General features: G+C 34.1%; 20 protein-coding genes. 11 read left to right on the plus strand and 9 right to left on the minus strand.

The annotated features are described in order from the left end of the window. The first annotated feature begins 50 nt into the window (after positions 1-50). On the plus strand, positions 51-1,985 hold the full coding sequence (locus B6C99_RS01595) for an ABC transporter ATP-binding protein (protein ID WP_086358229.1): 1,935 nt from the start codon (positions 51-53) through the stop codon (positions 1,983-1,985). Between the two features lie 27 nt (positions 1,986-2,012). Here the strand turns inward: B6C99_RS01595 and B6C99_RS01600 are convergent, their stop codons facing one another. After that, complete coding sequence (locus B6C99_RS01600) at positions 2,013-3,176, minus strand: sugar transporter (protein WP_086358230.1); 1,164 nt, start codon at positions 3,174-3,176, stop codon at positions 2,013-2,015. A gap of 196 nt (positions 3,177-3,372) precedes the next feature. On the opposite strand from B6C99_RS01600, the gene B6C99_RS01605 reads away from it, so the two are divergent. Continuing rightward, positions 3,373-3,726, plus strand: coding sequence for a DMT family protein (locus tag B6C99_RS01605; protein ID WP_086358231.1), 354 nt, complete (start codon positions 3,373-3,375; stop codon positions 3,724-3,726). Between the two features lie 268 nt (positions 3,727-3,994). After that, positions 3,995-4,735, plus strand: a complete 741-nt coding sequence (locus tag B6C99_RS01610) for a phosphatase PAP2 family protein (RefSeq protein ID WP_086358232.1) — start codon at positions 3,995-3,997, stop codon at positions 4,733-4,735. A 76-nt stretch (positions 4,736-4,811) separates the two neighbouring features. Here the strand turns inward: B6C99_RS01610 and apbC are convergent, their stop codons facing one another. Then, positions 4,812-5,879: an iron-sulfur cluster carrier protein ApbC gene (gene apbC / locus B6C99_RS01615; RefSeq protein WP_086358233.1), complete on the minus strand. Its 1,068-nt coding sequence runs from the start codon at positions 5,877-5,879 to the stop codon at positions 4,812-4,814. A 254-nt stretch (positions 5,880-6,133) separates the two neighbouring features. Between apbC and metG the strand changes: the two genes are divergently transcribed. From metG to B6C99_RS01630, 3 genes are all read left to right on the plus strand, one after another. Further along, positions 6,134-8,161: a methionine--tRNA ligase gene (gene metG, locus B6C99_RS01620; RefSeq protein ID WP_086358234.1), complete on the plus strand. Its 2,028-nt coding sequence runs from the start codon at positions 6,134-6,136 to the stop codon at positions 8,159-8,161. Positions 8,162-8,792: 631 nt separating this feature from the next. Continuing rightward, entirely contained in the window at positions 8,793-10,328 is a 1,536-nt protein-coding gene (locus tag B6C99_RS01625) for a hypothetical protein (protein ID WP_086358235.1), read from the plus strand. A gap of 745 nt (positions 10,329-11,073) precedes the next feature. After that, a complete protein-coding gene (locus B6C99_RS01630; RefSeq protein WP_086358236.1) occupies positions 11,074-12,585 on the plus strand; it encodes a hypothetical protein in 1,512 nt (503 codons plus the stop codon). Positions 12,586-13,167: 582 nt separating this feature from the next. On the opposite strand, the gene B6C99_RS01635 is transcribed toward B6C99_RS01630, so the two are convergent. Continuing rightward, complete coding sequence (locus B6C99_RS01635) at positions 13,168-13,947, minus strand: SDR family oxidoreductase (RefSeq protein ID WP_086358237.1); 780 nt, start codon at positions 13,945-13,947, stop codon at positions 13,168-13,170. A gap of 231 nt (positions 13,948-14,178) precedes the next feature. On the opposite strand from B6C99_RS01635, the gene B6C99_RS01640 reads away from it, so the two are divergent. Further along, positions 14,179-15,069 carry a LysR family transcriptional regulator gene (locus B6C99_RS01640; protein WP_086358238.1) on the plus strand — a complete coding sequence of 297 codons (891 nt, stop codon included), beginning with the start codon at positions 14,179-14,181 and terminating at the stop codon, positions 15,067-15,069. Between the two features lie 115 nt (positions 15,070-15,184). On the opposite strand, the gene tolC is transcribed toward B6C99_RS01640, so the two are convergent. Further along, positions 15,185-16,531 (minus strand): outer membrane channel protein TolC, encoded by a 1,347-nt coding sequence (gene tolC / locus B6C99_RS01645; protein ID WP_086358239.1) that lies wholly within the window; start codon positions 16,529-16,531, stop codon positions 15,185-15,187. Between the two features lie 139 nt (positions 16,532-16,670). Between tolC and nudF the strand changes: the two genes are divergently transcribed. Both nudF and cpdA read left to right on the plus strand, forming a co-directional pair. Next, positions 16,671-17,300 carry an ADP-ribose diphosphatase gene (gene nudF, locus B6C99_RS01650; RefSeq protein WP_086358240.1) on the plus strand — a complete coding sequence of 210 codons (630 nt, stop codon included), beginning with the start codon at positions 16,671-16,673 and terminating at the stop codon, positions 17,298-17,300. 172 nt (positions 17,301-17,472) lie between these two features. Next, positions 17,473-18,291, plus strand: coding sequence for a 3',5'-cyclic-AMP phosphodiesterase (gene cpdA / locus B6C99_RS01655; protein ID WP_158092421.1), 819 nt, complete (start codon positions 17,473-17,475; stop codon positions 18,289-18,291). Positions 18,292-18,354: 63 nt separating this feature from the next. On the opposite strand, the gene cls is transcribed toward cpdA, so the two are convergent. The 5 genes from cls to fldA form a co-directional block, all read right to left on the minus strand. Next, complete coding sequence (gene cls, locus B6C99_RS01660) at positions 18,355-19,818, minus strand: cardiolipin synthase (RefSeq protein ID WP_086358242.1); 1,464 nt, start codon at positions 19,816-19,818, stop codon at positions 18,355-18,357. A gap of 5 nt (positions 19,819-19,823) precedes the next feature. After that, positions 19,824-20,282 carry an acyl-CoA thioester hydrolase YciA gene (gene yciA, locus B6C99_RS01665; protein ID WP_086358243.1) on the minus strand — a complete coding sequence of 153 codons (459 nt, stop codon included), beginning with the start codon at positions 20,280-20,282 and terminating at the stop codon, positions 19,824-19,826. Positions 20,283-20,309: 27 nt separating this feature from the next. Beyond that, complete coding sequence (locus B6C99_RS01670) at positions 20,310-20,852, minus strand: inner membrane-spanning protein YciB (protein WP_086358244.1); 543 nt, start codon at positions 20,850-20,852, stop codon at positions 20,310-20,312. Positions 20,853-20,920: 68 nt separating this feature from the next. Next, positions 20,921-21,379 carry a ferric iron uptake transcriptional regulator gene (gene fur, locus B6C99_RS01675; RefSeq protein ID WP_086358245.1) on the minus strand — a complete coding sequence of 153 codons (459 nt, stop codon included), beginning with the start codon at positions 21,377-21,379 and terminating at the stop codon, positions 20,921-20,923. 78 nt (positions 21,380-21,457) lie between these two features. Next, a complete protein-coding gene (gene fldA, locus B6C99_RS01680; RefSeq protein WP_086358246.1) occupies positions 21,458-21,970 on the minus strand; it encodes a flavodoxin FldA in 513 nt (170 codons plus the stop codon). Between the two features lie 172 nt (positions 21,971-22,142). Between fldA and sucC the strand changes: the two genes are divergently transcribed. Next, positions 22,143-23,309, plus strand: a complete 1,167-nt coding sequence (gene sucC, locus B6C99_RS01685) for an ADP-forming succinate--CoA ligase subunit beta (RefSeq protein WP_086358247.1) — start codon at positions 22,143-22,145, stop codon at positions 23,307-23,309. 24 nt (positions 23,310-23,333) lie between these two features. Then, complete coding sequence (sucD, locus tag B6C99_RS01690) at positions 23,334-24,200, plus strand: succinate--CoA ligase subunit alpha (protein WP_086358248.1); 867 nt, start codon at positions 23,334-23,336, stop codon at positions 24,198-24,200. The last annotated feature ends 49 nt before the right edge of the window (positions 24,201-24,249 follow it).

A 24,249-nucleotide genomic window follows, 5' to 3' on the forward strand; every position in this document is an offset into this window, starting at 1 on the left:
TATGATAGAATACCGCCTTATTATTTAATATCCAAATAAAAACCACAAATATGTCATTAATTAATCTTACCAATGCCTATTTATCATTTAGTGATGCGCCACTTCTTGATCATATTGATATGTCGATAGAAACTAACGAGCGCGTCTGTCTTGTTGGTCGTAACGGTGCCGGTAAATCAACTTTGCTAAAAGTGCTGAATAAAGAAGTACCGCTCGATGAAGGACAAATTGTTTATGAAAACAACGTTATTGTCTCTCGATTGCAGCAAGATCCCCCTCGAGATATTCAAGGAAATGTTTTTGATTTTGTTGCGGAAGGTTTAAAAGAACAAGCGCAATTATTAAAAGATTACTATGCATTGTCACACTTAGTTGAAACTGATCCAAGTGAGGGTAATCTATCTAAATTAGCTAAAATGCAAGAACAGCTAGATCATCAAAATGGTTGGCAATTGGATAATCGTATTCGTAACGTCATTTCCTCATTATCGTTAGATGGTGAGGCATTATTGTCTTCGTTATCGGGTGGTTGGTTGCGTAAAGCGGCATTAGCAAAGGCACTAGTTTGCCAACCATCAGTACTATTATTGGATGAACCAACTAACCATTTAGACATCGATACCATTAAATGGCTGGAAGAATTTTTAAAAAGCTTTAATGGCAGTATTGTTTTTATATCGCATGACCGCTCTTTTATTCGCCAAATGGCGACTCGGATTATTGATTTAGATCGCGGTAAGGTTGCTTCTTGGGGCGGTGATTATGACAGTTATTTGCTAGGTAAAGAAGAAGCGCTGCGTGTTGAAGAGTTACAAAATGCCGAATTTGATAAAAAGTTAGCACAAGAAGAAGTCTGGATCCGTCAGGGTATTAAAGCTCGTCGAACTCGTAATGAGGGTAGAGTGAGAGCATTAAAAGCGATGAGACAAGAATATTCACAGCGTCGTCAAGTTATGGGCAATGCAAAAATGCAAATCGAGGAGGCACTGCGTTCAGGAAAAATTGTCTTTGAGCTAGATAATGTCAGTTATCAAATCGATGATAAAGTGTTAGTTAAGGACTTCTCGGTACAAGTGTTACGTGGTGATAAAATTGCCCTAATTGGCCCCAATGGTATTGGTAAAACCACATTATTAAAACTGATGCTAGGTAGTTTAGCACCGACATCAGGAAGTGTTCATTGCGGTACCAAACTTGAAGTGGCTTATTTTGATCAGTATCGATTAGAGCTTGATCCAGAAAAAACCGTTATGGATAACCTTGCAGAAGGTAAGCAAGAGGTGATGGTAAATGGTCGTTCAAGGCATGTGCTTGGCTATTTACAAGATTTCCTATTTCCACCAAAACGAGCTCGAACACCGGTTAGAGCACTCTCGGGCGGTGAACGAAATCGTTTACTATTAGCAAAATTATTTTTAAAACCAAGTAATCTATTGGTGCTTGATGAACCAACTAATGACCTTGATATTGAAACATTGGAACTATTAGAAGAACTTGTGAACGATTATCAAGGAACGGTTTTATTAGTTAGCCATGATCGGCAATTTGTCGATAACGTGGTTACTCAGTGTTGGTTTTTTGAAGAACAAGGACGAATTGGTATTTATGCTGGTGGTTATACTGATGCTTTACAGCAACAACAGCAGACTAAACCAGTGAGTGCTCAAGCTACCAATAGTAAGAGTAATGAATCAGTTAAAAGTGACACCAACAAAACCAATAGTTCAAACCAAACGCCAGAGCAAGCGGTTAAAAAGAAGGTTAAATTAAGCTATAACGAACAACGAGAACTCGCCCAGTTACCTAATAAAATCGAGGAATTAGAAACAGCTATTGCTGATCTTCAAGCACAAATTGGCCATAGTGACTTTTTCAATCAACCTCATGAAGTCACGAGCCCAATACTACAATCTTTAGCCGATAAAGAAGCCGAGCTTGAAGTGGTATTTGAACGTTGGGAACAGTTAGAAGCATTAACTCAATAAGCGCTCAATGTGAGCGCTTATTCATGACTACCAAGTTTTTTTGGATAAAAAGTAAAAGAGTATTAGCGCTATAATCACAAAAATAGCACCAACAAAGCCAATATAATGGGTGGATAAGTAAACCAATACTTGGCTGCCGACAAAGGCGCCACCACCTATACCGATATTATAAATACCCGAATAAACCGAGGTCGCAATATCAGCTGCATCAGGTGCAGCATCAATAACTTTACTCTGCATCACCATACCAATAATGGTAATCGCAAGTCCCCAAACCATACCTTGTACTATTGCGGTTATGAGACTAAAAGAACAGACATAAAGCGATAATAAACAGATAATTAATAATATCACCGGCATAACTAAGATGGCGGTTGGATGTGGTTCGGAATATTTGGCAAAAATTAAACTACCTATCATGCCTGAAAAACCGACAGCTAATAATAAGCTCACGACAATTTGTTCGCTAAAGCCACCAACATTAAGCATAAATGGCGTTATATAAGTATAAGTGGTAAAATGGCCGGTAATAATAATAGCAGTTAATAAATAAATATTTAGTAATACAGGTCGTTTAAGTACTTCAGGAATGGCTTTTAGTGAAATTGTGTTCATACTAGGAACAGCCGGTAACAAATAAATTAATGAAGCCATTACACAAAATGCGATAACCCCGATACATAAAAATGTGACTCGCCAGCCAACTAATTGGCCGATCATTGTTCCAATAGGAATCCCTAATACTGTTGCCATTGAAGTGCCAACCACAATAAAACCCATCGCTTTAGCTTTTTTACCATTGGGTGCTAATCGAACCGCTAAAGGCGTGGTAATTGCCCAAAATACAGCATGGGCGCAAGCAATACCGATTCTAGCAACCATTAAACTATAAAAACTCCAAGCAAAGCCAGCCAAGATGTGACTACCAATAAATAAACAAAATAAAAATATAAGTAGTTTACGGCGTTCCATTTTTGCGGTTAATACCGTTAAAGGTAAAGATAATAACGATACAGCCCAAGCATAAATAGTTAATAATAGTCCGGCATGCGCGACATCCATCGAAAAACTTTCAGCAATATTCGGCAGTAATCCAACTGGTACAAACTCTGTGGTATTGAATATAAAAGCAGCAAGGGCAAGGCAGAGAATCGACGACCAGATTCGAGACCGTTTATTAGCATTATTCATGATTAATGTTATAGAAGGGATTGAGATTCAATAATTTGATTATAGCTGAATATTATTGACTATTAAACAACGATGGCAAATAAATCATTAGATTAAATTAGTTATTTTTTGTTTAATCAGTGAGCTGTTTTTCTACATTAAAAAATATAAAGGTATATAATATCGCCACCTACAATTAATCGTTCGATTAAATATCATGAATCAACTTTTGATCACAGTTTGTCTACTAACCTGTAGTAATATTTTTATGACTTTTGCTTGGTACGGTCATTTACGGTTTTTGCATAATCAAGTTTGGATTGTTGCCGTATTTATCAGTTGGGGAATTGCACTGTTTGAATATTTGCTACAAGTCCCCGCAAACCGTATTGGTTTCCAAGTCGCCAGTGCAGGGCAATTAAAAATAATTCAAGAAGTGATTAGCTTGTCTGTATTTATTCCATTTTCAGTTTACATTCTAAAAGAACCATTTAAAACCGATTATATTTGGGCTGGTTTATGCTTGCTCGGAGCAGTGTTTTTTATGTTCAAGGATAAAATTATCGCTTAATAGCAATATTCATAGTCGGAATATTATACAACTTGTTTATTCATCACCATAAATTATGCGGTTATCAAAAATCTTAAACAATAAATAGTAATGTGCTGTTCTTCATAAAAAGATTTTTGCTAACCAATGTTTAATGTTTTATTATCAAATAGTACTGTATTTATAATAATTATTGCTAATCCCATTACATATAAAACTTGCCGTTTCTTTATTGGTTCTATTAAGTTGCGTTCTCATCACTAATTAAAATAGTACTTAGGAGATATCTATGCGTAAAAAGTTTTTATATTCATTAGTAGTATCTATTTTATTTTGTTTTAACGTCCATGCCATTGAGGTTAAAGATGTAACCACAAATCCGAATGATTTTTATCTTACCCAAGAACAAGCACCAGATAGTTTACATTTATTACCGCCACCACCAGCATTTAATAGCGTTGATTTTTTAAGAGATAAAGCAATGTATGATTGGGGAAAATCCATGCGAAAAACTGAGCGAGGTAAACAAGCTTATCTTGACGCTGATTCGAGTAAAAATAATGTTACTAAACAATTTTCAACCGCTTTTGGATATGATATTTCAATTGATACCTCGCCTGAGATTTATAAACTTATTACCACAATGAAAGAAGATGCTGGTGATCTTGCTACTCGATCGGCTAAACAATATTACAACCGCATTAGACCATTCTCATTCTTTAATGAAGCCACTTGTCGACCAGAAGACGAAAAAACATTATCGACTAATGGCTCATATCCTTCCGGACATACCACAATGGGATTCGCTATAGCCTTAGTTTTAGCTGAAATACATCCAGAACGGCAAAATGAAATTTTAAAACGCGGTTACGAAGTTGGTGAAAGCCGAGTTATTTGTGGTTATCATTGGCAAAGTGACGTTGATGCGGCAAGAGTCATGGCGGCGGCAGTAGTTGCACAATTACATACTAATCCTGCATTTATTGAGCAATTAGCTAAAGCAAAAGCTGAACTAAATCAATTTAAATAGCTATAGGGTGTTTATAGGTAACTAAATCATTTACTTATATTGGTTGTTATCCTTTAACAACCAATATTAATTTCCGTTATAGCGCTTTAAATGATATATCTGGCAAAATTGTTTCTCCTTGCCAATACAGTTGACTAGCAACTTGTGCGGCAATATTACAATATAATTGCGTAAATTCACTATCAGGATGACTGACTACTGTTGGTTTTCCAGAATCAAGATCTTGGCGTAATAAACGGTGAAGCGGCATTTGACCAAGTAATTTTGTTTGGTATTTTTCAGCTAGACGCTTAGCACCATCCTCACCAAAAATCGCTTCATGGTGACCACAATTTTCACAGATGTGATAACTCATATTTTCAATAATACCAATGGTTGGAATATTCACTTTATTAAACATCGTGATACCTTTTTGCGCATCAATTAATGCAATATCTTGTGGTGTGGTAACAATGACCGCTGCTGTAACAGGAATGTTTTGTGCTAATGTTAATTGGATATCACCAGTACCTGGTGGCATATCAATAACCAAATAATCAAGTTCAGGCCACAGTGTATCTTGTAAAATCTGTAAAAGCGCTTTACTTGCCATTGGTCCTCGCCAGACCATCGCACCATCAGTATCAACTAAATAGCCAATTGAATTACTAGCAAGACCATAAGCCATAATTGCTGACATATGTTTATTGTCAGGCGTTAATGGTTGTTCTTTTTCAGTGCCAAGCATTGTTGGGATTGATGGGCCGTAAATATCAGCATCTAAAATACCCACTTTAGCCCCTTGTTTTTGTAACGCTAAAGCTAAATTAACTGCAGTTGAGGATTTGCCAACTCCTCCTTTACCTGAACTTATCGCAATAATATTTTTGATATTATTAATAGCATGATGACTATTTGCTCGCTTTAATGTGGCAATATTATATTTAATATTCCAATTCACATTTTCAACACCATCTAATTCAAGTAATAATGGCGTCACTGTTGTTTTCAGATCTTCAAAACCAGTTTGCCAAGCAAAAGGCATGGTCAAGCTAATCATTAGTTCTTGATTAACCCGTTCACATTGGGAAATAGCCCCAAGTTCAATCAGATTTTTCTGTAGAGTAGGGTGACGAAAATTCTCAAGAATTTTTTTTGCTTCCATGTTAATAGACCTTGTATCTAGCTCGTTGGTATATATTCAGTTATTTTACTTCAAATTGTTATAGATATTATCAATAACTTTAATGGACAATAAATTACAAAATTATCTTTTTTTACATTCCAATAAAAATACAACCAGTCCAAAATTGATTGGCTTTATAAAGAAATTTAGGCAAATTATGGCATAAATCTAGCGATAATCACACGATTGTTGTACTATTTCTGCCATTATGAAATTAAAGGTAATAATTTAACATGACAACTCAACGCAAAATATTGGTGACTTGTGCGCTTCCATACGCAAACGGTTCAATTCACTTAGGTCATATGCTTGAACATATTCAAGCTGATGTATGGGTTCGCTACCAGCGCATGCGTGGCAATGAAATCTATTTTATTTGTGCCGATGATGCGCATGGAACGCCGATTATGTTGAAAGCTCAGCAATTAGGCATCACTCCTGAGCAGATGATCGCTGAAGTAAAAGTCGAACACCAACGTGATTTTGCCGGATTTAACATTAGTTTTGATAATTATCATTCAACTCATAGTCCTGAAAATCGTGAAATATCAGAACAAATATATAAACGTTTAAAAGCGAATGGTTATATTAAAACTAAGGTTATTTCACAACTGTTTGACCCTGAAAAACAGATGTTTTTACCAGATCGTTTTGTAAAAGGTACTTGTCCTCGTTGTAAAGCTCCAGACCAATATGGCGACAATTGTGAAGTATGTAGTGCGACTTATAATCCTACTGATCTTATTAATCCTAAATCAGTCGTTTCAGGCGCAACGCCGATTTTAAAACAATCTGAGCATTTCTTCTTTGATTTACCTGAGTTTGCCACAATGTTACAAACGTGGATACGTTCAGGTACATTACAAGAACAAGTTGCTAATAAGATGCAAGAATGGTTTGAAGCAGGTCTACAACCGTGGGATATCAGCCGTGATGCCCCTTATTTTGGTTTTGAAATTCCTGATGCACCAGGTAAATATTTTTATGTTTGGTTAGATGCTCCAATTGGTTATATGGGATCTTTCCTTAACTATTGTAATAAAAATAATAAAGCGATTTTTGATGAGTTCTGGAATAAAGATTCAACGACCGAGCTTTATCATTTTATTGGTAAAGATATTGTTTATTTCCATAGTTTGTTTTGGCCAGCAATGCTAGATGGTAGTCAACATCGCAAACCATCAAATATTTTTGTACACGGTTATGTAACTGTTGATGGCGCTAAAATGTCAAAATCTCGTGGTACTTTTATTCAAGCAAGTACCTATCTAAAACATCTGGATCCAGATTGTTTACGTTACTATTATGCCGCTAAATTGTCGCCACATATTGATGATATTGATCTTAATCTTGAAGATTTTGTTCAACGAGTTAATAGCGATTTGGTAAATAAAGTGGTTAACATCGCATCACGTTCGGCTGGATTTATTAGTAAAAGATTCGACGGCAAATTATCTGATAATATTGCTGCACCAGAACTTTACGCCTTATTTGTCGAAAAATCGCAAGTTATTGCTGATGCTTTTGAAAAACGAGAATCAGGTAAAGCGGTACGTGAAATTATGGCTTTAGCTGACGAAGCAAACCGCTACATTGATGAAAAAGCGCCGTGGGTGGTTGCTAAGCAACAAGATCAAGATCAGCAATTACAAGATATTTGTTCTATGGGGATCCATTTATTCCGTATATTAATGACCTATTTAAAACCTATCGTACCTTCATTAGCTGAACGTAGTGAAGCATTTTTAAATAGTCAATTAGAATGGCATACAATAGATAAAGCCTTAACCGGTCATAAAATTAACAGTTTTAAAGCTTTATTCAACCGAATTGATATGGATAAAATTAATAACATGATTGAAGAAACTAAACAGCAAGTGGCAGCAACTACACCAGCAAAAGAAAAGGTAGCCGAACCAATTGCGGAAACTATAAATTTTGACGATTTTGCTAAAGTAGATATGCGCGTTGCCTTAATCAAAAACGCTAGTTTTGTTGAAGGTTCAGATAAATTATTGCAATTAACGTTAGATATTGGTGATGAAACCCGTAATGTATTTTCAGGTATCAAACAATACTATCCTGAACCAGAAGTATTAATTGGTCGTTTAACTATTATGATTGCTAACTTGGCACCTCGTAAAATGCGTTTTGGTGTTTCAGAGGGTATGGTTCTTTGTGCTAGTGGTAAAGATGACAATGAAGGTGTTTATCTATTATCACCAGATAGCGGAGCTAAACCGGGGATGCGTATCTCTTAACGCGCTTTTCTTAATCCTTAAAAAGGGCATCTTAATAAATCTGATATGTTAAGATGCCGATAAGAAAAGAAGATGAAAATGTTCAAAAAAACTCAGTAATAGCAAAGATTAATAACAAATAGTAATTTTGTAACAAGGACAGAATAAAACTTACATCTGCAAATAAAAAAAGACAAATCTTTGCCGATTTTATCGAATAAATATTCCTTAATGGTTAACCCAATCCCCCCAAAAAATATCAAACAATTCACAATCCAAGTCAACTTAATTCAATATAGCTAACATAAAAAATAATACTTATCTAACAACTGATTAATGGTGATGTTTATTCAACGTGCGCTTAAAAAAACAGAATACTTAGTTACGAAAATTATCTTTAATGAATTTAGTAGAAATATAATTATGACTTGATAGTCCTCTTAATTTTGAGATCTAAAAAGTTTAGACATTCTCATCTTTAGGTGTTTTTGTTTAGGAAAGTTAATAGTTAAGAGAAGAAAATAGGTTGCGGGGATTTTTTTTGATCTTTATACTATTTTAACTTTTTTAAAAGAAATGATCGACTGAGGATTAGTCGATCAAGGATGTAAAATTTATATTAAACATGAGGTTATATGACAGGAACGTCAGAATGGATTATAATTTTCACTCCCCAACATGGACAACATATAATTTAAATTCGGCTAAGTTAAGTTCACAATCTTTATTTTTCACTCCAATTTATTTTTTATTAAAATTTTGTGAAATCGTACGAGTTTTATCACGATCGTTAGATCGTTGCGTTTTATCCCAGCAGATCTTTTTAGGGTTATTGTTTGGTTTATTGTTAATAACTTCCTATTCTAGCCTAGCCTTAACCACTAAAACTTTGAATGTAATTAGTGGTAATGCGCCATATTTAATCTTCGACGGTGGTCAAACCCGAGTAACGAATTCCGAGGAGTTACTCGGGATATCCCTTTCTGATGGTAGAAAATTCACCCCCGCAACCCCTAATTCAAGTATCAATCCTATTGAGTTACCTGTTGCAGGTCAGAGTTTTGCGAATATTGGTATGTCGGTACCAACAAATACTGATTCTATTGCATTAAGTTCACTTATTGGCCCACCCTATAATTATTGGGGTGATGATGATGGCGATGGTCAAGGCGTTAGTGGTATTACTGCTACGGGTAGTTTAAGTTTATCCATTGTTGATAAAAATAATCAGGCTGTATCACGCAATACCGTGTTAACAATTTGTAATGCCCCTTATAAATTAACCTTATCTAATAGTGAAGCTACACTAAAAACACGTTATGGTGTACCTAATGAAAGTCGTTTTAGTGCGAGAGATGCAACTTACTATGTTAATCCAAAGGCTAAGCCAGAGATTTGTTTTGCTAAGCCTAACTATTTTAACGGTAATGGAGTATATGCGGGTCCTACTCACATATGGGACATTGATAATGGTTTTCTAACTCAGTCTGTTATGCCATCGTCTTATGATTTAAACTTTCCGACTACTGGTGCGCATAATTTATATTTTGATTTAAATATAGCTGGTATTAATCAGGTCTTATATTGGGAGCCAGTTTCGCATGGTGGTATTACGGCGACTATGACATCTCCAACAAAAACTAGTGTTCATGTCACTCTAACTGGCCCGGCCGTTATGGACTCTTCGCAACAGATTTCAGATAATCCAACTCGTATCGATATGCCATCTTTGCCACAGGTATTTGAGTTAGTTGGTCGTGATAGTCCCGGAGGTAATGCCATCGTCAAGTATGGTTTTGTGTTAAAGCAGTGGTTCGTCAGCCGTGGTTCTCGTGAATACTCTCATTCAAGTACATCTTTATGGTGTACAAAAATTGGTGATTATCGGTTGCCTATAGTAAAGGATTTAACTAACGCGACTTGTCAGGGATCTTGGTCAAGTTCTTACTGTAAAGGTGCTGTCGGTGCTACTCCATCGTCACCTAATAATACATATCAGCGTCGAATTGGCGCCGGGTTCTTCACTGAGTGGGGATGCATCACCGATTATAGCGGTACCGACTTCTACTCCAACCCCTATTGGACGGGTGATACAAATGACGGTAGCCCGTTTGCCGTTTCCTCGTGCTATGGTTATGTGACTAACATGCATTCTCAGAAAGACAGCGGGATTTGCGTTTATCCTTAGCGGTTAGTTGGTACGTAAGCTAGGGATAGGTAAAATAGAGTTAGGATGTTAAAAAATAATTGCCTTGCCAAGGCAATGACGCTGACGAAGTGGACGATAAAAAACAATTTTGTAGTGGTAGTAGGAACCATCCGCTCTAATTGGGCCAATTTGTTTTTGAGGGAAAGTTTTTTCAGTGAAAATTTTTAATCAATAAACATCAGCTGACGGTATAGGCTTTTTGACTATTTTTATAAAAAAATAACCTATTTTATAAATTGCAAAATGAATGTAATTAATAACAACTTTTTATTACTCCTTATTTAAAAAAAATTACTGTATTGGGGAAGTTGTTTGAACTCATTAACTCTATATTATTTGTAAATTAATACAGATTGCTGGTCTAGGTTACCTGATGATTTCTACAAAAAGATAATCTATTTTATTAAATAAATAATGACTGTAGTCAACAAAAATCTGTTATAGCTTTTTATGTAAAATAGTTGCTGTAAAGGGATACTATCCCGATTATTTAACCTAAATCCATAGAATAAATTGTACCCCCTAAATTCAGTTATATGAATGAGTTAAACATTGCAATCTTTTAGTAAACTCTTTACGAAAGTTAACAATAAAAAATAAAAAAATGTTGCATCTCATTTTTCCAGTCACTATACTTTTTTAACTGTTTGATGTAAACGGTTAAAATCCAATTGGTGTTGTAAAAATGGAAATAAATCAAAATATTAATTAATGGATTGTCGAGATGTATTCTAATATTAAACAAGCAGCATGGACAACCTATAACTTAACTTTGTTTAAATTTAGATTAAGCTGTTTATTACTTCGTTACATTTTATTTTTCCACAAAGTTCTGCGAAATTTTTCAAAATTTTTTAATTTAACCTTTTTATCTCGGCAGATTTTTTCTGCGTTAACCGTAGTTATTTTACTTTTTATCTCTTTTTCTAATTACGCATTTATATCTAAAACTGCCAATATTATTCATGGTTCAGCTCCCTATTTAACCTTCGATGGTGGACGTACACGTGTGACTAATTCCGATGGTATGCTTGGGATATCTCTTTCTGATGGTACGAACTTTACACCAATAACTAACAATTCAAGTTTAACCAATCCTATTGAGTTACCTGAAATTGGTCAGAGTTTTGCTGATATTAGTATGTTAATACCGACTAATGTTAATTCAATTTCGTTAAGTACACTTATTGACTCACCATATAATTATTGGGGTGATGATGATGGTGATGGCCTGGGTATTAATGGTATAACTGCTATTGGTAGTTTAAGTTTATCCATTGTTGATAAAAATAATGAAGCTGTTGCACGTAATGAAGTGCTTACTGTTTGTAAGGCGCCGTATAGATTAATATTATCTAACACTAACAGTACATTAAAAACACGTTATGGTGTCCCTAATGAACGTCGTTTTAGTGAAAGTAGTGCGATCTATTATGTTAATCCTAAGGCGACGCCAGTGATTTGTTTTGCTAAACCTGACATGCGTTTTAGTAGAGCTGGTTTTGCTGGTCCTTCTTCTATTTGGGACTCTAATAGTGGATTTCTTCCCCAGTCAATTATACCTTCATCTTACCATTTAAATTTTCCTACTACTGGCGCTAATAATTTGTATTTTGATTTGGTTATTGGTGGTAATAATGAAGCTTTATATTGGGCGCCAGTTTCTCATGGTGGTATTACTGCTACTATGACAAATTCAATAAATACAAGTGTTCGAGTCACTCTAACAGGTCCCGTTGCTAAACCATCACAGTGGAGTATGGATAATCCAGGTAATATTGATAGTCCATCTTTGCCACAGGTATTTGAGTTAGTTGGTCGTGATAGTCCCGGAGGTGATGTCATCGTCAAGTATGGTTTTGTGTTAAAGCAGTGGTTCGTCAATCGTGGTCTTAATGAATTTGATTATTCTAGTTCTTCATCTTGGTGTACTAATATTGGATATAGGTTACCTAAGGTAAAAGATTTAACTAACGCAACTTGTCGAGGGGCTGGTAATTGTCAGGGTGCTGTCGGTGCTACACCTTCTTCACCTAATAATTTTTACCAACGTTACATTAATGCGGGATTATTTACCGAGTGGGGCTCCATGAACAATTTCAATGGTTCTAACTTCCGCACTGGTGATTATTGGACAAGTGAGCGGAATGATAAATACCAGTTTACCGTTACGTCAATAAATGGTATAGTAACTAACCTTAGATCTTCTAACTACGTAATTTGTACCTATCCATAACGCTTATTTATTCGTTCTTAATCCTAGTTTAGGAGCTAGGTGTTATTGACATTATCATACTAGCGAAATGTGAATAAATTATCACTGGTTCAGACTGATTATTAAACTTTGTTTTTCTGTAGTTAATCGGTAATAACATTGTTATTCTAACCACTAATTTTTATCGCTTACTTTTTTAGATCCATTGGCTTTTCAAATCAATTATTTTTTAACGTTCTAACTCTATTTTTTTCAATTGATACTATTGTTATGTTATCAAATATTAACTGTTGCTCTGTTATCGAACGTCAAGAATTGCAAAAAATCTTAACAAGCGTCAATAAATCAATTGCAATTAATTCGTACTTTGTTAGATGAGTAATTAAAAACTTGGTAAGTGTTGGTTGGAGGATAAAATGATATCGCATGGAGTTTTTTCGACATTTAATCTAAATATCGATAATATAATATACTAAGGCAAATCACTGACTAACAGCAGTGATTTTCAGTGCATATTTAAGGGGCTTTAGATTTTTAACTAAAAAAAGTTGAGAAAAGAAGGCTTTGCCCCTTCAACCACTTCAATCACTTGTATTCAATTGTTTATTTCTGATTTTCTGCTGGATTACCAGAATAAGGAAAGATACTATCTTTTAAACTGAATGAAAAATCTTTCGTGCTTATCTCGCCAATTATTTTGTTGCTATCATAAAGGGCTAATAAAAATTCAGCCACTTGATCAGCAGAATGATATTTGGCAAAACTTTTATCATAATCATATTTATCAACATTATTGGCTTTTTTGCCAAATTCCGTTTGTGTTGCCGCCGGAGCAAGTACTTTTGCTCTTAATTGAGCTTTAGCTTGTATTAGTTCGTGGGCAAGCCCTTCAGTGAAGGCATTAACATAAAATTTCGTGGCACAATAGGTAACAGCATTTGGTACAATGGTATAGCCACCTCGAGATGATATATTAATCAACTGAGTATTTGCTTGATCTTTATATTTACGTACATAAAGCGTTGATAGAATGGTTAAAGCTTCAATATTTAAATTCAGCATTGCTTCAATCTTTGTTAAATCTTGATCGTTTACACTACCATAATGACCAAAACCGGCATTATTAACCCAAGTTTCTATAAAATAACTTTCTAACTCATTAAATAAATTATAATTAGACTGTATATTGGTTAAATCACAAACTTTTATAATAACTTCAACTTTGGGATTTATTTCTGCTATTTGTTGTTTTAATGATTCTAAATTTTCTTTTCTTCGAGCAATTACTATCAGATTTTTGTTTCTTTTGGCAAATGCGATCGCCGTTGCATAACCTATTCCCGAGCTAGCACCAGTGATAAGAGTATATCTTTTATTTTCCATTTTTTATCCTTTTGTTACTTAGATTGATACCTATATTTTAATGAGTTGTCATCACAAGATAATTAGCTGACATAAAAATAGTTATGCAAATTTAATCAGCAAAACTTTGTTTAATGATGATTATATGCTCACTAAATTTCCGTATTTAATTGATGAACTGTATTATATTCATTGATAAAATGACAATAAATAATATCAAAATTGATTTATTAACAACTGAGGATTACTAATATGGATTTAGTTAAATGTATGGAAGCATTTGTTATAACCGTGAAAACAGGCTCTTTTGCTGCAACGTCTATTTCATTAAATACTTCCCCACAAATGATTGCTAAATATATTCTTTTTTTAGAAAATTATTTAGGTCTAAAATTGCTTAATCGAACGACAAGATCACAAAATTTAACAGAGTTTGGTAAACAGTATTATGAACGATGTTTGTTTATTCTAAATGAAATTAAAAGTACAAAAACATTAGCACAACAATTTAGCCAAGAGCCTAAAGGAAGGTTAAGGATTAGTGCCCCGATTAGTTATGGTCAATTTAATTTGATTCCTGTGATAAGTCGCTTTATGAAATGTTATCCGAAAGTGAATATTGATATTCAATTAAGTGATCGTTATGTCGACTTAGTTAAAGATGATTTTGATGTGGTGTTTCGAATTGGCTCATTAAATGATTCAAGTTTAATTGCTCGTAAACTAAGTGACTTACAGCTAATTTTTGCTGCTTCACCAAGTTATTTAGCTCAAAATGGCGTACCATCAATACCAGATGATTTGAAGAAACATCAATGCTTAATTTATCAATATGTCAATCCGACCAAAAAAGATAATTTTTGGCCATTTACTATAAATGGTAAGTTAACTAATATCGCTATTTCTGGCGCATTTCAAAGTAATAATACCAGTGCATTGGCTACAGCCGCTATTGAAGGATTAGGTATCACGATGTTACCTGAGTCAGTACTGAATGAGTCGATAAAACAAAGCAAATTAATTCCTATTCTGCAAGATTTTTTGCCCCCGCCTAGAGAAGCTCATATTTTATATACAGCAGATAAGCAAAGATTACCTAAACTTAATATTTTTATTGAGTTTATGGTTAATGCTATGTCTTGATAAATATTGCAATACATTTAGTAATAGAATTAAATTAGATAAATTAATCATCCAAAACAGAAAAAGCGATCTAAGAATCGCTTTTTCTGTCTAATTTAACTTTATTTATAGTAGATTATTTTATCGTTGCTAGGGTACTAACTTCTTTACCTAACATATTGTTTAAATAAACTAAATCATTTGCAGTTAAAGTACCAACAGCATATTTCAACTGTAATAAACTAGTTAAATAATTGTATTTAGCATCAGATAGATTTCGTTTTGAACTATAAAGTTGTGTAGTGGCATTTAGTACATCAACAATAGTACGAGTTCCCACTTGATAACCAGAAGATGTGGCTTCTAAGGAACTTTGTGCAGAAACAACCGCTTGTTGATAAGCTTTGATAGCACTAATTGATGACGAAATATTGTTATAAGATGAGCGGATTTGATTAATTACACTACGATTAGTGCTTTCAAGCTTTTCACTGAAACTAACGAAGTTATGTTGTGCTTGTTGCACTTGTGATACTGTCGCGCCTCCAGAAAATAAAGGTAAACTTACACTAACCCCAATTTTGTTATCACCTGAATAATTTTTACCCGCAGTATGACGTTCGTAATTGAAGTTACCATAACTATCTGTTTTATTTAAATTCGTTGATGCTTCTAAGCTAGCAGTAGGCATATAGCCAGATTGCGCCATTTTGATTTGGTCACGAGCAATCTCTTGGTTTAACTTCATTGTTAATAAATTGAGATTAGCTGTTTCAGATTGTTTTAATAATGTATTGATTTGTGTCGGTTGTTCAGTTCTGAAGGTTTTAGTGTCAACACTAGCGAGTTTAGAATAGAAACGTCCACTTACTTGGCGTAATGCTTCAATAGCGTTATTTAAGTCATTTAATGCATTAACTTGTTGGGCTACTGTTAAATCATAATTTGCTTGTGCATTTTGTACGTCTGTAATGGCAACTAAACCAACTTGATGTTGTTGGCGAGTTTGTTCTAATTGACGACCAATTGCTTTTTTCTGTGCATCGATAAAGCTTAACGCATCAAGACATTTAAGTACATTAAAGTAAGCTACAGAAGTGTTCAAAATCAATGTTTGGCCTTGATATTGATAAGAAATATCTGCAATAGTTGCTTGTTTTTTTGTGATATCTAAAGCTTTCCAATTAGAAAAATTGAAGATACTTTGTGATACGGCGACTTGATATAAGTTAGCGTTTTTAGAGTTCTTACCACTGATGTCTCGACGCCCATGATCTATAGTATAAGAAGCACTTAGCCCAACTTGCGGAAGTAGGCTTGCACGAGAGCCGGAAATTGCTGAATAAGCTTTATCTTTTTCAGCCAATGAACTGCGTAAATCTGGATTGGTTTCTTTTGCTTGTTCATAAACTTGAACTAAGTTTTCAGCAAACACAGATTGACTTAATGCTAAGCCAATTAAAAAGGTTAAAGTTTTTTTCATCAATCTTTCTCTTTAAAAGCAATAAAATAGAATAATATTTCCAATTGCATAATTTTAACAGATAATTAGCATATAGAAAGTATCCTTATTCCTGATTCGCACTTTTTATTAAAATTTAATCTAAAATCGAGAACTTAATATGAAATATAAACCTACGCCAGTGCTTTTTAATAAGAAAGATATTTTTAATTTAACTAAACGAACTTTATATAAAGGTTTTTTTTCGTTATTAGAATATCGTTTTCAATACCGTAAATTCGATGGTTCTGTTAGTGAGATGGTGACTCGTGAAATTTTGGAGCGAGGTCATGCTGTGGTGCTTTTAGCTTATGATGATAAACGTGATGAGGTGGTGCTTATTGAGCAAATTAGGATAGCCGCGATTGATACTCAAGATAGTCCTTGGATGCTAGAGTTGATTGCGGGAATGATGGATCATGAAAATGAATCCACTGAAGAAGTTGCAAAACGAGAAGCGATGGAAGAAGCGGGTATTGTTATTGGGAAATGTAAACCAATTATCAGTTATCTTGCATCACCAGGTGGTTTAACAGAGCAATTACATATATTGGTTGGCCAAGTTGATTCTTCTACAGCAAAAGGTGTGCATGGTTTAGCTGAAGAAAACGAAGATATCAAGGTTCATGTAGTTAGTCGTGAGCAAGCGTATAAATGGGTTGAAGAAGGAGTAATAAATAATGCCGCTTCAATTATTGCGCTACAGTGGTTACAACTTAATCATCTAAAACTAAAGAATGAGTGGAAATAAGCAGTTTTTTGTTAAACTAAGCAATTATTACTTTCCTAAAAATAGAATTTATTTTACAATTTAATATAACATCATGATTTAAAATAAAAATTGTGATGTTGATCACAATATCAATTCTATTACTGGCATGATTTCATATAATAAACGATAGAGGTAGATTTTGGAGTCACTTTTGAAGCTTCAAATACAAAATAAGTATTGTGCAAAAATTTTGCATATTACTGATACACATCTGTTTGAGAGTGAGGATGGCGCCTTATTAGGCGTTAAATCGAATGCGAGTTTTTTATCGGTTATTAATGAAATTAAGCATAGTAATAAAAAATATGATTTAATTGTTGCAACAGGTGATTTTGTGCAGGATGGTTCGATGAAATCCTATGCGCGTTTTGCTGAGCAGATCAAACAATTTAAAATACCATGTGTCTGGTTGGCTGGTAATCATGATAATTATAGTCATATGCAGGAAGTGTTTTCAAATTACCAACTAGCTGAAAATAAGCTAGTAATGCTTGGCGATAATTGGTTGATTGTGCTTTTAAATAGTCAAGTTTTTGGTCAGGCTTATGGTTGGTTATCTGAATCTGAACTGCAATTTCTTGAAAAGACGTTGTTATCCTATCCTGATAAAAATGTAATGGTCTTTTTACATCATCATCCTATTAATTCAGGTTGTCATTGGTTAGATAAGCATATTTTGAAAAATAGCTGTGAACTAGAGAAGATCGTTAAAAAGTTTTCAACTTTCAGAGGTCTTGGTTGGGGACATATTCACCAACAACAAGATCATGTTTGGCATAACTGTCAAGCATTTTCAACACCTTCTACTTGTTTTCAATTTAAGCCTAATTGCTATGATTTTCAATTATCTAATGAAGATGCACCTGGATGGCGAGAAATTTCTCTCAATGAAGATGGAACGTTAGAAACTAGCGTTTTTCGTATTGCAGATAATCAATTTCTACCTGATATTTCACAAAAAGGTTATTAGCATTCAATCTTATCAAAAGTAATGATCTATCTAAATTGTTTATTTAATTAGTGTGTTAATTAATTATAGTAATGGAGCAAAAAAGTAAAATAGTCGCTCAACAATCCGTTGCCAAATTGGTCGTTTTTTCCATTTTTCTATATTAACTTTATCCGATTTTGATAAATATTGTCCTAATAATGTAGATAATGATTTTGCAAACTGTGCATCATCAATCACTGTCGTAATTTCAAAATTTAACCATAAACTTCGCATATCTAAGTTAACGGTACCCACTAAACTAAGTTGATCGTCGATTAATACACTTTTAGTATGTAATAAATTATCATTAAATTGATAAAGCTTAACGCCACCGTTTAATAATTCAGAAAAAAAAGCTCGACTTGCCCATTTTACCATTAGCGAATCATTATTTTTAGGCACGATAATAATAACTTCAACCCCTCGTTGAGCTGCGGTACATATTGCATGTAAAATGTCGTCACTAGGTACCAAATAAGGTGTTGTGAAAATAATTTGTTCTTGAGCAGAATAGATAGATGTTAACAATACCTGATGAATCATGTTTTCAGTATAACCTGGGCCAGAAGGAATAAGTTGCATAATATGTTTCTTTTCTTCCGGTGGTTCAGCAAAATCAGTAATTTGTGGAAGTGCTAAATATTTTCCTGTTTCAAGTTCCCAATCACTAGCATATATTGCGCCCATTAACGTGGTAACTGGTCCATTCATTCTGATCATAATATCAACCCATTCACCAACATGTTTGTTCTGTTTGAAAAATCTTGGGTCGACAATGTTCATACTACCTGTATATGAAATGTAGTTATCAATAATAGCGACTTTACGATGTTGTCGAAGATCAAGACGTCTAAACATAAATCTTAATAGATTCACTTGTAACGCTTCAACAATAACAATACCTGCATCACGCATTCTTTGGCAGGCGTTTGAACGAATAAAATGTCGACTACCGGCCGAGTCAATCATTAATCGACAAGTAACACCTCTCTGCGTGGCTTGTATTAGTGCTTGTTCAACATCATCTGCTCTACCGCCTTCATTCCAAATATAAAATACCATTTCAATATTGGAGTGAGCATTATTAATGTCTTCAATTAGGCGATCAAAAATAACATCAGTGTTACTTAATAATTCAATGTGGTTGCCTCTGATTCCGTCAAGGCCGGTTTGATGCTTGCAGAGTTGGAAAATAGGTTTGCTAACTTGACTTACTTTAGTAGTGAATATGTCAGGAAAAGCACTTAGTCGATTAATAAATTTGGTAATAGTAGGACGCATTTTTTGCGCACGCTTCGCTCTTTGTTGACCAAGATGCGCTTCGCCTAGCGCAAAATAGAGGAGTACGCCAATTATAGGTAATATATAGATGACTAACATCCATGCAATGACGTAAGTGGTTGGTCGTCTTTTAAACACAATACGTAAGGTGGTTGATACAATCAATAACCAATAAATAAGAAATATTAATGTACTTACTAAAGCATGAAATGATGTAAATTGCATATTTATCAGCTATAACTTAAGTTTAATTTACTAATAGGGTCTTTATTACAGTCGAAATTTTGAAATATTTCTGGCAATGGTTTCGGGTTGTTATGTTTATCTACTGATACATACGTAAATGTCGCATCAGTAATACAAAAACGTTGGGTGGAATTGTCAGCATCAGTTATTTTTTTAATCCAGACTTCAATACCGATAGTAATTGATGTTTTACCTGTTTTTATACAATGTGCATAACAACAAACAACATCCCCAACCATTGCTGGTTTGTAGAAAGTAATACTACTCGCATTAACAGTTACTACTCTTCTTTTAGCTATTTCTTTAGCTAAAATTCCGCCCGCTAAATCCATTTGTGACATGATCCATCCACCAAAAATATGACCATGAGGGTTAGTGTCTGCTGGCATTGCTAAAGTTCGTAAAACTAATTGTCCTTTTGGATTGTTTTCTTTTTGTGTCATATTAAAAGTACTCTTTCTTAGATTATTTTATCCGTTATTAGCAGTTTTATTCATATGTCTATAAATATAAATGCCTGAAATCAAAGACATTACTAATGATGCTCCCGGTAAAATAAACACTTTGAAGATCCAAAAAAAATTATCTGCTGCATAATATGTTGCTATTAAACTGAAAGTTCCGCAAGCAATAAAAAATACAATCCATACCACATTCAACTTATTCCAAACGGTTATGTCAAGCTGTATTTCTTTGCCTAACATTTTTTGTAATAGATTTTTTTGGAAACCAAACTGACTAATAGATAATGCTGCAGCAAATAAGAAGTTTATGATGGTTACTTTCCATTTAATTATATTTTGATCTCGGGTATAAAGTGTTACGCTACCAAAAATCATTATCATCATATAAGATATGAGCTCAACTTTATCAAGTTTTTTATACATAACAAGAATAATTAAAAAAGAAATTGTTGCCGAAACCATTAAGGCTTGTACACCGATAAAAATATCGTAAATTGTTAAAAATATAAAAAAAACAATGAGAGGAATAAAATTTAAAAGCTGCTTCATTTAATTATTAACCTAAAATATAAAAGTAAGTGCTCTCGATAAGTAAAATAAAGCCCATATATATAGGCTTATTTTTTTGCATGAAGTTCTGGGTGAACTTTACAGTTACCTGATTTACAATGACCGTAAAGATATAAGCTATGAAAGGTTAGTGTAACGCCATATTGCTCTGCGATTTCTTTTTGTCGTTTGTTGATGATTTCGTCCCGAAATTCAAAAACTTCACCGCAATCTAAACAAATTAGGTGATCATGATGTTTTTGTGATGCAAGTTCAAAAACCGCTCTTCCACCTTCAAAATTGTGACGCGTTACGATACCTGCATCATCAAATTGGTTTAATACACGATATACAGTGGCAAGACCAATTTCTTCGCCCATATCAAGTAACTTTTTATAAAGATCTTCAACAGTAATGTGTTGACATGAAGGGTCTCGCAATAATTCTAAAATTTTCAATCGCGGTAAGGTAACCTTTAAGCCCGCACTTTTGAGTGCTGCATTATTATCTTTATCATGATTTGTCATATTACATTCCAAATTAGTTAATTAATTAAGCATATTATAAAAATATGAACGGAAAATAAAATAAATCACTTTGATAGATCAAATATTCATTTCTTTTTTTACTTGGTTAACCCAATTATTAATGCGTTCTTCTGTTAATTCTGGCTGACGATCTTCATCAATAGCTAAACCTACAAAATGGCTATCATCAATTAAGCTTTTTGATGCCTCGAAGCTATAACCTTCTGTAGACCAATAACCAACAATTCTAGCACCTTTTGGTTCAATAATATCGCGGATAGTTCCCATAGCGTCACAAAAATATTCAGAATAATCTTCTTGGTCACCACAGCCAAAAATTGCGACCGTTTTGCCATTAAAGTTAATTTGTTCTAAATTAGGAAAGAAATCATCCCAATCAGCTTGAGATTCACCATAATACCAAGTTGGAATACCAAAAAATAAAAAATCATATTTTTCAATATTTTGTTTTGTGGTTTTTGCGATATCGAAGAGATCCGCTTTATCTATACCTAAAATTTGTTGGATTTGTTTAGCTACATTTTCTGTATTACCGGTATCACTACCAAAAAAAATCCCAACTTGTGCCATATTTTTACCTTTACTGTTTTTACAATATATTTTTTGAGTATACCACTGTCACCGATTATCAGCAATAATTCTCAATTACTATAAACATAAGTAATTATTTACTACACAATTTTTTTAACTTGCATTAAAATTAGCCACTATTTTATGGCAATCGACGTTTCGGAATTTATTTATGAACCTGCATGAGTATCAATCAAAACAACTTTTTAAACAATATAATTTGCCTGTGCCTGAAGGTTACGTGTGTAATTCAATCGATGAAATACAAGATACATTGGCTGAACTTTCTTCTCAAACTAATGCTTGGGTAGCAAAGTGCCAAGTACATGCCGGAGGTCGTGGTAAATCAGGTGGTGTAATTTGTACTAAAGATTTTAATGAAATAAAACAGTTTGCTGAAAAATGGTTAGGTCAGTATTTAGTGACTTATCAAACAACTTCTAAAGGGCAACCAGTTAATAAGATTTTAATTGAAAAAGCTTCCCATATCGAAAAAGAACTTTATTTGGGGGCAGTAGTTGACCGTAGTACAAAACGTATTGTGGTTATGGCTTCAACAGAAGGTGGTGTTGAAATTGAAAAGGTTGCTGAACAATCACCACATTTAATTCATAAAATATCGCTTGACCCTTTAACTGGGCCATGCGGTTATCAAGGTCGTGAGCTTGCATTTAAACTTGGCTTAAGCGGTAAATTAATCAATCAATTTGCTAAATTATTTGTTAATTTTGCTAATTTTTTTATTGAAAAAGATGTTTCTTTAGCAGAAGTAAATCCGCTAGTTATTACCGATTCACAAGAGTTAATTTGTTTAGATGCTAAAGTTGTGTTAGATGATAATGCTATGTTTAGACATCCTGATTTAGTCATATTAAGAGATACCACACAAGAAGATGAACGCGAATCGATTGCGGCTAAACAAGGTATTAGTTATGTTTCTTTAGACGGTAACATTGGTTGTATGGTTAATGGTGCAGGCCTTGCTATGGCTACCATGGATATGATTAAACTTTACGGTGGTGAACCAGCCAATTTCTTAGATGTTGGTGGTGGTACGACTAAAGAACGCGTTGCCGAAGCTTTCAAGTTGATACTTTCAGATAAAAATGTAAAAGCGATATTAGTTAATATTTTTGGTGGTATTGTTCGCTGTGATCTTATTGCCAATGGTATTATTGATGCAATTAAGGAAATAGGTTTGACTGTTCCTGTTGTTGTACGTCTTGAAGGTAATAATGCAGAACTGGCAAGAGAGATTCTGGCTAAAAGTAAATTAAATGTTATTACCGCAAAAAGTTTGGTCGATGCAGCTCAACAGATCGTCAGTGTTGCACAATAATAGAGTGGATGGAGAATAATTACTATGTCAATTTTGATTAATAAAGATACAAAAGTTATTTGTCAGGGTTTTACTGGTAGCCAAGGCACATTCCATTCTGAACAAGCGCTTGCTTATGGTACAAAATTAGTCGGTGGTGTTACGCCGGGTAAAGGTGGTACAACACATTTAGGTTTACCTGTTTTTAATACTGTTAAAGAAGCCGTTGAAGCAACAGGTGCAACGGCAACTGTTATTTATGTTCCCGCTGCATTTGGTAAAGATTCAATTTTAGAAGCTATTGATGCCGGGATCAAACTCATCGTTTGTATTACAGAAGGCATTCCTACTTTGGATATGCTTATTGTTAAGCAAAAATTAATTCAACATGATGTTGTCATGATAGGACCAAATTGCCCAGGAATTATTGTACCTGATGAGTGTAAAATTGGAATTATGCCAGGACATATTCATTTAGCCGGTAAAGTTGGTATTGTTTCACGTTCAGGCACACTAACTTATGAAGCAGTTAAACAAACAACTGATATTGGATTAGGTCAATCCGTTTGTGTTGGAATAGGTGGTGACCCTATTCCCGGCAGTGATTTTATTTCAATCTTAAAATTATTCCAACAAGACCCAAATACAGAAGCTATTGTTATGATTGGTGAAATTGGTGGTAGCGCAGAAGAAGAAGCCGCCAATTATATTAAAGATAATGTTACTAAACCTGTTGTAGCTTATATAGCTGGTGTGTCTGCACCGACAGGTAAACGTATGGGGCATGCAGGTGCTATTATTTCTGGGAACAAAGGCACTGCTGCAGAAAAAACCAAAGCACTACAAGCCGCAGGTATCACTGTGGTAAGAAGCTTAGCTGAAATTGGTGAAACAATAAAAAAATATTTTTAAGTTTTATTTTTTTGACATTAATCAATTTTTATTCTTAGAATAATATTGT

The organism is Gilliamella sp. N-G2, from assembly GCF_002142215.1.
Classification (GTDB): domain Bacteria; phylum Pseudomonadota; class Gammaproteobacteria; order Enterobacterales; family Orbaceae; genus Gilliamella.